Annotated in this window: 6 protein-coding genes; all 6 read left to right on the forward strand. The window is 68.0% G+C overall.

All coding sequences use genetic code 11. The features are described 5' to 3' along the window. The first annotated feature begins 67 nt into the window (after window positions 1-67). Genes KW821_RS17375 through KW821_RS17400 form a run of 6 tightly spaced genes read left to right on the forward strand, consistent with a single transcriptional unit; the run spans window position 68 to window position 14,450 of the window. Entirely contained in the window at window positions 68-1,726 is a 1,659-nt protein-coding gene (locus tag KW821_RS17375; protein WP_218292327.1) for a (2,3-dihydroxybenzoyl)adenylate synthase, read from the forward strand. A gap of 46 nt (window positions 1,727-1,772) precedes the next feature. After that, window positions 1,773-2,681: an isochorismatase family protein gene (locus KW821_RS17380; protein WP_218292328.1), complete on the forward strand. Its 909-nt coding sequence runs from the start codon at window positions 1,773-1,775 to the stop codon at window positions 2,679-2,681. Next, a complete protein-coding gene (gene amoF / locus KW821_RS17385; RefSeq protein ID WP_218292329.1) occupies window positions 2,678-5,791 on the forward strand; it encodes an amonabactin biosynthesis non-ribosomal peptide synthetase AmoF in 3,114 nt (1,037 codons plus the stop codon). Before KW821_RS17380 ends, amoF begins: the two co-directional genes overlap by 4 nt. 32 nt (window positions 5,792-5,823) lie before the next feature. Further along, entirely contained in the window at window positions 5,824-6,573 is a 750-nt protein-coding gene (dhbA, locus tag KW821_RS17390; protein WP_371317617.1) for a 2,3-dihydro-2,3-dihydroxybenzoate dehydrogenase, read from the forward strand. Between the two features lie 33 nt (window positions 6,574-6,606). Beyond that, entirely contained in the window at window positions 6,607-12,918 is a 6,312-nt protein-coding gene (gene amoG, locus KW821_RS17395; protein WP_218292331.1) for an amonabactin biosynthesis non-ribosomal peptide synthetase AmoG, read from the forward strand. After that, a complete protein-coding gene (locus KW821_RS17400) occupies window positions 12,915-14,450 on the forward strand; it encodes an amino acid adenylation domain-containing protein (protein ID WP_218292332.1) in 1,536 nt (511 codons plus the stop codon). The genes amoG and KW821_RS17400 overlap by 4 nt, the downstream gene beginning before the upstream one ends. Window positions 14,451-14,628: the final 178 nt, after the last annotated feature.

A 14,628-nucleotide genomic window follows, 5' to 3' on the forward strand; every position in this document is an offset into this window, starting at 1 on the left:
ACCGCCTAGGTTTGCCGAGCTGGCAGCCCAATCCCAAGGCGCTCGGCTTAGAGCCGGAGGTGGCGCTATGACCCAGCCCGATACCTTCCTCCCTTACAGCCGCTGGCCCCAGGATCTGGCCCAGCAGTATCGCGCCAAGGGTTACTGGCGCGGCGAGCCCCTGACCGCCATGCTGGCCCGCCAGTGCGGGTCGGCGCCGGATGCCCCGGCCATTCTCTGCGGCGAGCGCCGCCTCAGCTACCGCGCGCTCGATGCGGGCTCGACCCGGCTGGCCGCCAGACTCGCCCATCATGGCTTCAGGGTCGGCGACACCGCCCTGGTGCAGCTGCCCAACGTGGCCGAGTTCTATCTGGTGTTCTTCGCCCTGCTCAAGGTCGGGATGGCGCCGGTCAATGCGCTGTTCAGCCACAACCGGCTGGAGCTTGCCGCCTATGCCGAACAGATCAGCCCCAGGCTCTTTATCGGTTCAGTCACCCATCCGCTGTTTGCAAGTTCAGGCCGCGACAGTGAGGTTCTGCACAGCATGGGGGCCGAGCTGGTGCTGCTGGATGGTGATGAAGGGGACCATGGCCTATCCCACTGGCTAGGCCCGCAAGAGCTGGGGCCCGCAGAGGCTCCCGACTCGGCCTATGGCCCGAGCCCGGCGGACGAGGTGGCCTTCTTCCAGCTCTCCGGCGGCAGCACAGGCACCCCCAAGCTCATTCCCCGCACCCATGACGACTACTACTACAGCGTGCGCCGCAGCAACGAGATCTGCGGGCTGGGGCCCCATACCCGTTACCTCTGCGCCCTGCCGGCCCCCCACAACTTCCCCCTGAGCTCCCCCGGCGCCCTCGGCGTGTTCGACGCCGGCGGCGCCGTGGTGCTGGCGCCGGATCCCGGTCCCATGAGCTGCTTCCCGCTGATAGCGCGCCACGGGGTCAACCTCTGCTCCCTGGTGCCGCCGGCGGTCTCCCTCTGGTTGCAGGCGGTGGAGGCCGATGCCTCGGTGCGCGCCCAGCTGGGCAGCCTGGCGCTGCTGCAGGTGGGCGGCGCCAAGCTGGCGGAGGCGGTGGCGAGCCGGATCACCCCGCTGCTCGGTTGCCAGCTGCAACAGGTGTTTGGCATGGCGGAGGGGCTGGTCAACTACACCCGGCTGGATGACCCGGACGACAAGATCATCCACAGCCAGGGCCGCCCCATGTGCCCGGATGACGAGGTGCGCATCCTGGACGAGGAGGGCAACCCGGTCGCCCCCGGGCAGCCCGGCGCCCTGCACACCCGCGGCCCCTATACCTTCCGCGGCTACTACCAAAGCCCGGCCCACAACGCCCGGGTGTTCGATGCCGAGGGCTTCTACTGCTCCGGCGATCTGGTGGTGCAAGACCAGGATGGTTACCTCACCGTGGTGGGGCGGCAGAAGGATCAGATCAACAGAGGCGGCGAGAAGATCGCGGCCGAGGAAGTGGAGAACCAGCTGCTGCACCACCCGGCCATCACCCAGGCCGCCCTGGTCTCCATGCCGGACAGCGCCATGGGGGAGAAGAGCTGTGCCTTCATCGTCACCACCGAGCCCGGCCTCAAGGCGCTGGCCCTGCGCAAGTTCCTGCGCGGGCGCGGCGTCGCCGAATTCAAGTTGCCGGACAGATTCGAAATCCTCACCGCCCTGCCCATGACGGCGGTGGGCAAGATTGACAAGCAGGGACTGCGGGCGCGGATTGCCCGGTCGCTCGCGACAACAGACTGACAGCTCAGGCTACTACCGCTTAAAACTAAAAAGGAATCATACCGTTATGGCTATCCCAACCCTCAGCGCCTACGCCATGCCCAGCCAATGGAAGGCCAACAAGGTCAGCTGGACCCTGGAGCCGCGCCGCGCCGCCCTGCTGATCCACGACATGCAGGAGTACTTCACCGCCTTCTATGGCGAGCACAGTCCCCTGATCACCGCTCTGACCGAGCGTCTGGCCGCGGTGCGCCGGCACTGCAAGGCCCTCGGCATCCCGGTCTACTACACGGCCCAGCCCAAGGATCAGGCGCCAGAGGATCGCGCCCTGCTCAACGACATGTGGGGCCCGGGTCTGAACAAGCGCCCGGAGCTGCAGCAGGTGGTGGCCCCCCTGCGTCCCGAGCGGGACGATGTGGTGCTGGTCAAGTGGCGCTACAGCGCCTTTCAGCGCTCCGAGCTCGAGCAGATGCTGCAAGCCCAGGGCCGGGATCAGCTCATCATCGGCGGCATCTATGGTCACATCGGTTGCATGATGACCGCCTGCGACGCCTTCATGCGCGACATCCAGCCCTTCTTCCTGGCGGACGGGGTGGCGGACTTTTCCCTGGCCGATCACCAGATGGCGCTGGACTACGTGGCGACCCGCTGCGGCAAGGTGATCCCCTGTGCCGAGGTGCTGGCCATCGCGGCAGCGCCCAAGCCTGAACAGCAGAACCCGCTGTTGACCTACGACGGGCTCAAGGCCCGGCTGCTGAGCCATATCGACGAGGACGAGGCCGAGTTCGACCCGGACGAGAACCTCATCGACTATGGCCTCGACTCGGTGCGCATCATGTCCCTGCTCACCGAATGGCGCGCCGCCGGGGTGGAGCTCGGCTTCGTGGACCTGGCCAAGACGCCGAGCCTCAACGGCTGGTGGCGACTGATCGAAGCCAAGCTGGCCGAGCAGAAGACCCGGGAGGTGACCCCATGAGTCGCTTCCCCCTCACCATCCCCCAGCAGGGGCTCTGGTCTGGCCATCTGCTCAACGATGACAAGGCGATGTTCAACACCGCCGAGTGCATCGCCTTCGATGGCAAGGTGGACGGCGCCGTGCTGGTGGCCGCGCTCACTCAGGCGGTGAGCGAGTGCGAGGCGCTGCAGGGCCACTTCGACGCGGCCAGCGAGCCGGTCTGTTTCGTCTCCCAGCCGGTGCCCCTTGCCTATCGCGAGCTGGTGCTGGAGGGGGGCGACGAGGCCGCCGCCCGCGCCTGGGCCTGGGCCGATCTGCGCCGCCCGTTCGAGCTGACCAGAGAGTCCCCCTGCCGCTTCGCCCTGCTGCGCGGCGTGGCGCGGGATTACCTCTACAGCTGCGTGCACCACATCGCCCTGGACGGCTTCGGCACCACCTTGCTGTTCCAGCGCATCGCCGAGCTCTATGGCGAAGGGCTGGCCGGGGTGGTGAATTCACCGTCCCCGTTCGGCCTGCTCGATGAGGTGCTGGCCGAGGAGCTGATCCGGGATTCGAGCGGCAAGAATGCCGCCGCCCGCGCCTTCTGGCAGGAGCAGTTGCAAGACTGGCCCGAGGTACGCTCCTTCAGCGAGTCCCGCGCCCCCATCGCCGCCGAGTTTATCCGCGAGAGCCGCCCCCTGCCGGCGGCGTTGTGGCAGACCCTGGTGCGCTTCGCCGATGACAACAAGCTGGGCTGGCCCGATCTGCTGCTGGCCGGGCTCTCGGCCCAGCTGTCGCTTGCGAGTGGTCAGAGCCAGACACTGCTGGGCCTGATGATGATGAACCGCATCGGCTCGGCTTCCCTCACCGTGCCCTGCATGCAGATGAACATCACCCCGCTGGCGCTGGCACTCGATGAGGAGCTGGATCTGGCGGGGGCCGCCGGCGCCGTGGCCAAGGCCAAGCGCGGGGTGCGCAAGCATCAGCACTATCGCTACGAGCTGCTGCGCCGCGACCTTGGCCTGGTGGGCGGTGACAAGCGGTTGTTTGGCCCCCTGGTCAACATAATGCCGTTCGACCACGCCCGCCGCTTCGGGCCGCTCAGTGCCCACATCCTCAACATCAGCGCCGGGCCGGTGGAGGATCTCACCATCGAGATCCAGGTCGGGGCCGACGGTCAGCCCAGGCTGGATCTGGATGCCAACCCCGGCTGCTACCGGCAGGCCGAGCTGGCGCAGATCGCCGATACCCTGTTCGCCCTGCTGGGCCGCTGGCTGGCGCAGCCTTCCCTGACCCTGGGGACCCTCAAGGCCGACTGGCTGGCGGAGCAGCGGCTGGATGCGCTGATCACGGGCCCGGACCATGAGGTGATCAGCGTGCGTCCGGTGCTGGACGCGCTCTGCCACTTCGCCGCCCAGACCCCCCACAAGATTGCCCTGGAGCAAGGGGAAGCCAGCTTCAGCTACGAGGTGCTGCTGGCACGCAGCGAGCAGATGGCCTCGGCCCTGCAGGCCGCAGGCGTGCAGCCAGGCGAGCGTGTCGGCGTCATGCTCGCGCGCAGCCCCCAGGCCATCTTCGCCCAGCTGGCGGTGCTGCTGGCCGGCGCCGTCTATGTGCCGCTCGACCCCGAGCAGCCCCTGGAGCGTCAGGGCCACATATTGCGGCTGGGGGAGGTGAAGAGCCTGATCACCCAGGCGGAGTATCGCCACAAGCTGGCCAGCCTGTTCGAGGGCCGCACCCTGCTGGTGGGGGATCTGGTGAGCGAAAACCGCCTCTGCCAGCCGGCCGCCGGCGGCGCCGTCGCCTACCTGATGTTCACCTCGGGCAGCACGGGTCTGCCCAAGGGGGTGGCGGTCAGTCACGGCGCCCTGGATCACTTCGCCGCCGCCGCCCGCTGCCGCTATCACCTGGATGCGGGGGCGCGGATGCTGCAATTCGCCCCCTTCAACTTCGACGCCAGCATCGAGGAGGTGTTCGCCACCCTGAGCGCCGGCGCGACTCTGGTGCTGCGCACCGACGCCCTGCTCGAATCCATCCCCGCCTTCGTGGCCGGGGTGGAGGAGCTGGGGATCACCCACCTCGACCTGCCTACCGCCTTCTGGAACGAGTGGGTGGTGTCGCTGGGATCGGGCCAGGCCCAGATCCCGGCCCGGCTCGCCACCGTCATCATCGGCGGTGAGGCGGTTTATCCGGAGCAGCTCGCCCAGTGGCAGCGCCAGGGCCGCACTGATGTGCGCCTGTTCAACACCTATGGTCCCACCGAGACCACGGTCGTGGTCACTACTCATGAGCTGCAGGGGGAAGACCCGACCCAGGCCCAGCTGCCCATAGGCCTGCCGCTGCCCGGCATGCAGGCGCTGATCCTGGGGGCGGGGGAGCAACCCGCCGAGGAAGGGGAGCTGGTGCTGCTCGGCCCCCAGCTCGCCAACGGCTATGTCGGCAGCGCGCAGAGCGCGAATGTGGGGAGTGCGCAGAGCAGTTTTGGCACCCTGCGGGTCGGCGCGCAGGAGAGGCCCGTCTATCGCACAGGCGACAGGGTGCGCTGGGTGGCCGGCCGTCTGGTCTACCTGGGTCGGCGCGACAACGAGTTCAAGATCAGCGGCTATCGTATCCAGCCCGGCGAGGTGGAGGCCCAGTTGCTGGCCCTGCCGGGGGTGGATGAGGCCTGCGTGCAGGGGGTGAGCATCGGCAGCGTGCGCCGGCTGGTGGCCTTCGTGGCCGGGGCCGAGCGCGACAGCAGGATCATCAAGGGGCAGCTCGCCAAAGTGCTGCCCGCCGCCATGATCCCCACCGACTATCGCCACTACGATCAGTTGCCCCGCACCGGCTCCAACAAGCTGGATCGCAAGGCGCTGCTGGCCCAGTACCAGGCCACCGACGAGGCGCTGGTGCTTGGCAGCGAGACCGAGAACAGGGTCGGCGCCATCTGGCAGCAGATCCTGGGGCTCGCCACCATGGCGCCAGCGGACAACTTCTTCGAGCTGGGGGGCCAGTCCCTGCAGACCATACAGATAGTGAACCGGCTCGGCGCCGAGTTCGGGGTGCAGGTCAAGGTCTCCGATGTGTTCGATCACCCGCGCCTCGACGACTTCTGCCGCTTCCTCGACGGCAAGCTGACCGAAGACGAAGAGAGCGTGGAGATGGTGTGGTGATGGAGACAAAGATGAAACAGGAGCAGCCCAAAGTGGCCTTTGACTTCAGTGGCAAGCGGGTCTGGGTGACCGGCGCCGGCCGTGGCATAGGGCGCGAGGTGGCGGAGCAGTTCGTCGCCGCCGGCGCCTCTGTGGTGGGGCTGGATCGCGATTTTCCCCATGCCGCTTATCCCTACACCATCCGCGCGCTCGACATCCGCGACCCACAGGCGGTCAACGCCTGCTGCGCCGCCCTGCTGGCCGATGGCGGGCTGGATGTGCTGGTCAACGGGGCAGGGGTGTTGCGCCTCGGCCCCACCGAAACCCTGAGCGACGCGGACTGGGATGACTGCATGGCGGTCAACGCCAGCGGCGTCTTCTACCTGCTGCGGGCCCTGGTGCCCCACTTCAAGGCGCAGCGGCGTGGCGCCATCGTCACCATAGGCTCCAACGCGGCCCATGTGCCACGGATGCAGATGGCGGCCTACTGCGCCTCCAAGGCGGCGGTGACCAGCCTGACCCAGACGGTCGGGCTGGAGCTGGCGCCCTTCGGCGTGCGGGCCAACCTGGTGTCGCCGGGCTCGACCGATACCGAAATGCTGCGCGGCATGCTGCCGGATGAGGCCGCGCTGGCCCGCACCATTACCGGACTGCCGGCCCAGTTCAAGCTCGGCATTCCGCTCAGCAAGATCGCTACCCCGAGCGAGATAGCCCACACAGTCCTCTTCCTGGCCTCGGATCTGGCCAGTCACATCACGCTGCAGGATCTGGTCGTCGACGGCGGCGCCACACTAAGTGCCTGATTGCACACCGCCTAGAAGAGCCAGAGGTAATTTATGAACAATATGATTGCGCTGCTTCGGCAGCTGGAGCGCCAGGGCGTCAAGCTGGCGCTGAACGACAAGGGGCAGCTGGTCTCCCAATCGAGCAAGGAGGCGGTGACCCCCGCCATCGGCGCCCTCATCAAGCAGCACAAGGAGGCGCTGGTGCGCTGCCTGGCCGCCCGCGCCGCCTTCGAGGCGCCGATAGAGGGGCTGGGCGCCCTGCAGGGGCCGCTCTCCTCCTCCCAGAGCGGGCTCTGGTTTATCGAGCAGTATGAGGAGGCCTCCCACCTCTACAACATGCCGGTCTATTTTCGGGTCAGCGGTGAGCTGGACACGGCCGCGCTGGAATTTGCCTTCGATCGGCTGTTCGCCCGCCACCCCAGCATGCGCACCCGCTTCGTCAAGGATGAGGCGGGCAGGGGGGCCCAGGAGATACTGCCCCACACTCCGTTCAAGTTGACCATTGAAGATGTCAGCCAGCAGCCGCAAGCCGAGCGCGAGGCCTATGTGGCCAGACGGGTGCGCGAGGAGATAGGGCGCCCCTTCTCCCTGGTGCAGGGGGATCTAAGCCGGGTGCACCTCATCCGGCTGGGGGCTCGGGAGCATGTGCTGCTGATCACCCAGCACCACATCATCTCCGACGGCTGGTCGGTCAAAAACATGTTCGCCGATCTGAAACGCGCCTTCCTCGCCCATCAGAACCGCGAGTCGCTGGATCTGGCCGAGCTGCCGCTCACCTATATCGACTATGCCCGCTGGTTCAACTCGCCGCGCTTTCTGGATTACCACGCCGAGTTCAAGCCGTTCTGGGTGGACCGCCTCGGTGGCAGCCCCGAGGTGCACGGCCTGCCGCTGGATAAACCCCGCCCGGCTCATCAGGCCAGCGGCGGCGAGCTGGTGTTCTCCACCATAGACAACGCGCTGTGGGACAGCTTCAAGCGGCTGTGCCAGCGCCACAACACCTCCAACTTTATCGGTCTGCACGCCCTGTTTGCCCTGCTGATGGTGCGCCAGAGCGGGGAGAAGGAGGTGGTCATCGGCACGCCGCTCGCCTATCGCGAGCGCCACGAGATTGAGTCCCTGGTGGGTTTCTTCGTCAACACCCTGGTGCTGCGCACCCGGCTCGAAGGCAACCCCAGCTTCGTCGACTATTTGCAGCAGTGCCGGATCGATGATCTCGCGGCCTTCGATCACCAGCTCTACCGCTTCGAGGCGCTGGCCGAGGCCATAGGGGCGGATCGCACCACCGCCATCAACCCCATCTTCCAGATCATGCTGGTCTATCAGGCCAAGGTGGATTTCAACGATCTCATCCCCGGCTGCCAGCTGGTGGAGGAGACCTCCCCCGTGCTGCCCGCCAAGACCGACATCTCGGTCAAGGTGACCGAGCTGATGGACTCGGTGCGGGTGGACTGGCTGTTCGCCACCGCCCTGTTCGAGCGTGCCACCATCGAAGGCTATGCAGACAGGCTGCTGCACCTGATGCGCGCCGTGGTGGCGGCCCCCGACACCGACATCTGGCAACTGCCGCTGGAGGCGGGGATGGACAGGGCGGCCCTCGCCGCCGAGCTGGCCAGCCTGCCGACGGACTACCAACGCCGCGACACCCTGCTCTGCCAGTTTGAGCGCCAGGCGGCGGCTCACCCCGCTGCCCCGGCGGTGAGCGACGGCGAGGGTACCCTGAGTTATGGCGAGCTGGAGACCAGGGCCAACCAACTGGCCCACTGGTTGCTGGCACAAGGGGTGACCCCGGGCGCCGCCATCGGCATTCAGGCCAAGCGGGACCTCGCCTTCGTCATCGCGCTGCTCGCCAGCTGGAAGGCGGGGGCGGCCTATGTGCCGCTCGATCCTGCCTATCCCGCCGAGCGACTGGCTCACATCCTGAGTGACGCCGGTATCAAGCTGGTGCTGGGGGGGGGGCAGGATGCCAGGCTCGCCGAGGCGCTGACCGGCGCCGATGCCGGCTACCACAATCTGCATCGGCTGGTGCTGGAGTCGCTGCCATGCAGCGTCCCCGCCGTCTCGCGGGATGCGGCCATGCTGGCCCAGATCATCTACACCTCGGGCAGTACCGGCCTGCCCAAGGGGGTCATGGTGGAGCAGGGCAGCCTGGTCAACCTGATGGCCGATCATGCGGAGCGTATCGAGCTCGATCGGAGTGGGGCCATGTTCAACTGCATGTCCCTGTCGTTCGATGCAGGCAACATGACAACCCTGCTGCCGCTCTCTTGCGGCGCGGCCCTGCACTTCGGTGAACCGGGGGAGGGGGTGATCGCCGCCGCCATGGCGTGCGGCGCCAGCCACATGATCCTGCCCACCGCCCTGCTGGCGAACCTGCTGCCACCTTTGGATCTCGGCTCCCTGCGCGCCATCGGTTTTGGCGGCGAAGCCTGCCCGAGCACCTTGGTCGATCGCTGGGGCGCGCGGGTGGCCCTTTACAACATGTACGGCCCGACCGAGTGCACGGTGACGGCGCTCTGCGCGCGGCTCAGCCCAGGCCAGCCCATCACCATAGGCCGGCCTATCAACAACCTGAAGGCGCTGATCCTGGACGAGGGGGGCAACCCCTGCCCGGTCGGGGTGCCCGGCGAGCTTTGTCTGGCCGGCCTCGGGCTGGCCCGCGGCTACCTCAACCTGCCGGAGCGTACCGCCGAGGCCTTCGTCGAGCTGACTCACGCCGGTCGTACACATCGTCTCTATCGCACCGGGGATCGGGCGCTCAAGCGCCGTGATGGCAACCTCAACTACCTGGGTCGGCTGGATGAGCAGATCAAGCTGCGGGGCTATCGCATCGAGCCCGGCGAGATAGAGACCCAGCTCGCGGCGATCGAGCCGGCCATCCGCCAGATCAAGGTGGTGGTGCAAGAGGGCCGCCTGCTCGCCTATGCCTGTTTAGACAAGGCCAGCCTGCAAGCTGGTGCGAGCGAGCCCGATGGTGAGGCGCTGCTGCAACGGGCCGGTGAATTGTTGCCGGAATACATGGTGCCGGTGAGGCTCTGCTGGCTGGCCGAGATGCCGCTCACCCCCAACGGCAAGCTGGATCTGCGCCGCCTGCCCGCCCTCCAATGGCAGGAGAGCAAGGGCGAGCCACAGGGCGAGCTGGAGCAAACGGTGCTCGCCATCTGGCAGGGGGTGCTCAAGCAGCCGCTCGGGGTGGAGGATGACTTCTTCCGCCTCGGGGGGGATTCCATCCTCAGCATCCAGCTCTGCACCCGGCTGCGGGATGCGGGGCTGCACTGCAGCGTCAAGGACGTGTTCGAGGCCAAGACGGTGCGCCGCCTCTGCCGCCAGCTTGACCAGCAACAGGCCACAAGCCACCAGACTGAGCAGGGGATCCTGGAAGGGGAATTCCCGCTGCACCCCATCCAGCACTGGTTCTTCGAGCAGGGCTTCGCCAAGCCCGGCCACTGGAATCAGGGGGTGATATTGCGTCTGCCCGCCGGGATCGATGATGACACCCTGGCCGGCTGGCTGACCACCTTGCGCCAGCATCATGACGCCCTGCGCCTCGCGGTGACCCCGGCCGGCCAGCGCTATCTGGCCGAGCTGGCGCTGCCGCCCTTGCCGACCCTGGATGCAGGAACACTCGGCGGGGCGGAACTGCAGGCCCGCCTGACCGAGCTGCAGGGGGATCTCGATCCCGCCAGCGGCCACACCCTGGCCTGGGCCCGGCTCCACAACCTGCCCATCGAGGGGGAGGCGGAGCCCGTGGAGGGGCTCTTCCTGGCGTTCCATCATCTGGTCATCGATGCCGTCTCCTGGCGCATCCTGGCCGAGGATCTCGCCCGGCTGGCCCGCGGCGAGCCCCTGCCCGCCAAGGGCAGCAGCTACCGCCAGTGGGGGGAGGGGCTCGAGGCCTATGCCGGCCGCGAAGCCGCACAGCTTTCCTTCTGGCAGGCTCAGGGGGAGGGCAGCCAGCAAGGCTTGCTGAAGGCGCAGCGCGCCCCGGATGGCCGCGCCGCCGCCAGCCTGCTGCGGCTGGATGCCGACACCACGGCTCGCCTCATCAATGAGGCGAACCAGGCCCATTTTACCCGGGTGCCGGATCTGCTGCTGGCGGCCCTGACCCGCACCCTGAGCGATCTCGGTTACGGGGAAAACCACTGCCTGATGCTGGAAGGGCACGGCCGTGAGGCCATTGACGCTGAGGCCATTGACTCTGAAGCCAGAGCCCCCCAACTCGATGTGAGCCGCACCCTGGGCTGGTTCACCAGCACCTATCCCCTGGCCCTGGCCAACAGGGGCGATTGGGGGGGTCTGGTGTGCGATACCAAGGAGCGGCTGCGTGCGGTGCCGGACAAGGGGGTCGGCTTCAACGCCCTGCGCATGCACCATCCCCGCGGGCGTGAGTTGCCACAGTCGGCCATCGTCTTCAACTACCTGGGGGTCTCCCATCGGGGGACGGCCGCCGCGTCCTGGCAGCCGCTGCCGGTGGCACCTGGCCAGCCCTCGGCACCGGACAACCTGCCGCGCGAACTCATCAGCCTGCATGGCGGCGTCTATGATGGTTGCCTCACCCTGCGCCAGGTCGGCGCCCTGAATCAGCAGGCCAGCGATGCCCTGATGGCGTCCCTGGGGGCCAATATAGAGGCGCTGGTGGCGGCCTGTTGCGCAGTCGAGCGGCCGCGCCACACCCCGAGCGACTTCCCGGGCCTGCCGCTCTCCCAGCAAGCGTTGGATCTCGTGCTGGATCCGGCGGGGGGTGAGGTGGAGACACTGCTGCCCATGAGCTCCCTGCAGCAGAGCATGCTCTACCACAGGGCGCTGGCGCCCCGTGACACGGCTTACCACCTGCAGACCGAGATCGACTACCGCCAGGGGCTGGATGTGGCTGTCTACCAGGCCGCCTGGCAGGCGCAGCTCGCCCGCTGGCCCGTGCTGCGCGCCGCCTTGCTGGTGGAGGAGGGAGTTGCCCTGCAGCGGATCCTGCGCCACGCCGAGCTGCCGTTCCACCACGAGGACTTGTCCGGCATGGCGGGGGCCGAGGCGCACATCGCGGCCTATCGCCAGCGGGATCTGGCTCATCCCATCCCGCTGGATGCGGCCCCGCTGCTGCGCATCGCCTGCTTCACGCTGGCACAGGATCACCACAGGGTGATCCTGAGCGCCCACCACGCCGTGCTGGACGGCTGGAGCGGCCCCGTGCTGCTGGGCAGCCTGCATCGCTGCTATCAGCAGTTAATGACGCAACCCCTGATGAACGGCCTGTCGCCGCAGACCAGCCCGGATCAGGCCTGGCTCGAATTTGGTCGCCATATCGCGAGCCAAACCGCCGCCAACCAGGCTTACTGGCAGGGGCGCAGCGACTTGCTGGCTCGGCCCAACGATCTGGCCGCCCTGTTCGGGGTGGCGCTGGAGCCGCACCTCACCCAACACAGGCCGGCGGTCTGCGGCCAGACCCTGGCGCCGGAGATCTCGGCCCGACTGGAGGCCCGTGCCCGCGAGCTCGGCGTGACCACGGGCCTCTTGGCACAATACGCCTGGCATCGGCTGCTCGCCCGCCGCTGCGGCGACGCCGTAACCCTGGTGGGCAACGTGACCCCGGGCCGGGACTTCCCCATCGAGGGGATCACCCAGAGCGTGGGGCTCTATATCAACAGCCTGCCGCTGGCCCTGGACTGGCGCACCGAGGGGACGCTCGAGCAGCACATAGCGCAGCTGCAGTCGGACTCGCTGGCCCTGAACCAATACGGCACCCAGTCCCTCGTCGCCCTGACCAAGGGCCGGGGCCGGCTGTTCCAGAGCCTGTTCGTGTTCGAGAACTACCCCATGCCGGCGCAGCCCCAGACGCCTGAGCCCCATCAGCTGGTGCCGCACTTTGGTAGCGTGGTGGAGAAGGTGGAGCTGCCGCTCTCGCTGGTGGTGAACGCCCGCGGCGGTCTGCTCAACCTGCGCCTCGAATACGATGGCGAGTTGATCGCACCCGCCAGCGCCGAGGCGGTGCTGGCCCAGTGGCTCGCCGAGCTCGGCTGGCTGGCGCAGGCTGATCTGGCCCAACCCGCCCGTCTGGCTGCCGGCTGCGTCCCTCGTCCGGGCGAACCGTTGCCCCTGGCAAAGGAAGATGAACCAGCGCAGGCGATGAGCCCTCAGGCGAACCAGTTGCTGGCCCTGTGGCGGCAGCACTGCGGCGAGGCGGCGTCCTGGCAGCAGAGTCTGCTTGAGCTCGGGGTGGACTCGGTGCAGCAGCTCGCCCTGCTGGCGGCCCTGAATCAGGCGTTCGCCGGGGAACATGTCCCGCTGACGCTGCGGGAGCTCAAGGCGCAGGGGGCGCCTTGCACCCTGTTCAACCACTGGCTGGCGCGCCTGCCCGAGGAGGTGTCATGACGGCTTCAACCCCTGTCGCTACACAGGTCGCATTAAAGGCGGCGGGGGGCAGCCCGCCCAATGCCGGGGAGTCTAGGGGGCTGGGCGCCCGCCTGACCGACCTGCTGGGCGCCACGCCGCTGGCGCCCGCCATCGGCATGGACGGCCACTGGCTGACCTACGCCGGGCTGAACCTGAGGGTCGATCAGATAGCCGCCAGCCTGCAGGGACTGGCGGTGGGGGAGCGGGTTGGCCTCTACCTGACGCGCAGCCCGGATCTGGTGGCCAGCCTGCTCGCCTGTCTGCGGCTCGGCCTCTGCTTCGTGCCGCTCGAGCCGGACTTCCCGGTGGAGCGGCTGCAGGGCATCGCCCGTCAGGCGAGGCTCTCGGCGGTGATCTGCGACGTCGTGCTGGGGATGCCCGCGTTTGGCTGTCCGCTGCGAACCCTGCCTGCCCCGGGGCAGGGCGAGCGTCGCCCGCGGCCCACCTACCCCCAGGTGGACGATGCCCTGGCGGCCTACATGATGTTCACCTCGGGCTCCACCGGTGAGCCCAAGGGGGTGGTCATCAGCCGGCGGGCCCTGCTCTGCTTCCTCGACGGGATCCGCGAGCGGCTCGGATTGACGCCCAGCTGCCACTGGCTCTTCATCACCACCCCGGCCTTCGACATCTCCCTGCTGGAGATGCTGGGGCCGCTCTGGAGCGGGGGCCGGCTGACGGTGGCGGACAGCCAGCACAACAAGGATCCGCTGGGGATGCTGGCGCTGCTGGCGGCGGACGCCTCCATCGACTGGATGCAGGCGACCCCGGCCTGCTGGCGCATGCTGCTCAAGGCGGGCTGGCAGGGCCATGACGGCCTCACCGCCCTGTGCGGTGGCGAGGCGCTGGATCCGGGCCTGGCCGAGCAGCTCTGTGCCCGCACCCGGCGGCTGTGGAACTGTTACGGCCCGACCGAGGCCACCGTCTGGTCCCTGGTGAGCGAGGTGCGCTGGCCCCCGGCCGATGGGCAGATCACCATAGGCCACAGCTTGCCCGGCTACCGGCACTGGGTGCTGGACGAGACAGGGCGGCCGGTGGCCGACGGGGAAGCCGGGGAGCTCTGCATCGAGAGTCCGGCCCTGTGCGAGGGCTACTGGCGCAAGCCCGCCCTCACCGCGGCGGCCTTCCTGCGGCTGGATAACCACCGCCTCTACCGCAGCGGGGATCGAGTGCGCCGGCTGGGGGTGGACCGTTTCCTCTATCTCGGGCGGCGTGACGATCAAGTCAAGCTGCGCGGGTTTCGCATCGAGCTGGGGGAGGTCGAGACGGCGCTGCGGCGCCAGCCCGGGGTGCAGGAAGCGGCGGTGCGGCTCATCGGTGAGGGGGACGAGGCCATGCTGGTGGGCTATGTGGAGGCCAAAGCCGAGGTGACGCTCAATCGACTGGCCCTGCGCAAGGGGCTGCAGGCCAGTCTGCCCCACTACATGGTGCCGGCGCGGATCCTGCTGCTGGATGCCCTGCCCAAGACCGGCAGCGGCAAGCTGGACCGAAAGGCGTTGCCCTTGCCTGAGTGAAAGGGGATGCAGGCCAGTCTGCTCCAACAACATGGTGCCGGCGCGGATCCTGCTGCTGGATGCCCTGCCCAAGACCGGCAGCGGCAAGCTGGACAGAAAGGCGCTACCCTTGCCGGAGTGAGGCGACGGGGAAAACTCAAGAAGCCGATAAACAAGAAGCCCGCAGCGATGCGGGCTT

Origin of the sequence: Aeromonas sp. sif2416 (assembly GCF_019218665.1) — a bacterium.
In the GTDB taxonomy this organism is placed as follows: Bacteria; Pseudomonadota; Gammaproteobacteria; order Enterobacterales; family Aeromonadaceae; genus Aeromonas; species Aeromonas encheleia.

Coding starts and splice junctions, on each gene's coding strand:
- KW821_RS17375 (WP_218292327.1), top strand. CDS start 68: ATGACCCAGCCCGATACCTTCCTCCCTTACAGCCGCTGGCCCCAGGAT.
- KW821_RS17380 (WP_218292328.1), top strand. CDS start 1,773: ATGGCTATCCCAACCCTCAGCGCCTACGCCATGCCCAGCCAATGGAAG.
- amoF (WP_218292329.1), top strand. CDS start 2,678: ATGAGTCGCTTCCCCCTCACCATCCCCCAGCAGGGGCTCTGGTCTGGC.
- amoG (WP_218292331.1), top strand. CDS start 6,607: ATGAACAATATGATTGCGCTGCTTCGGCAGCTGGAGCGCCAGGGCGTC.
- KW821_RS17400 (WP_218292332.1), top strand. CDS start 12,915: ATGACGGCTTCAACCCCTGTCGCTACACAGGTCGCATTAAAGGCGGCG.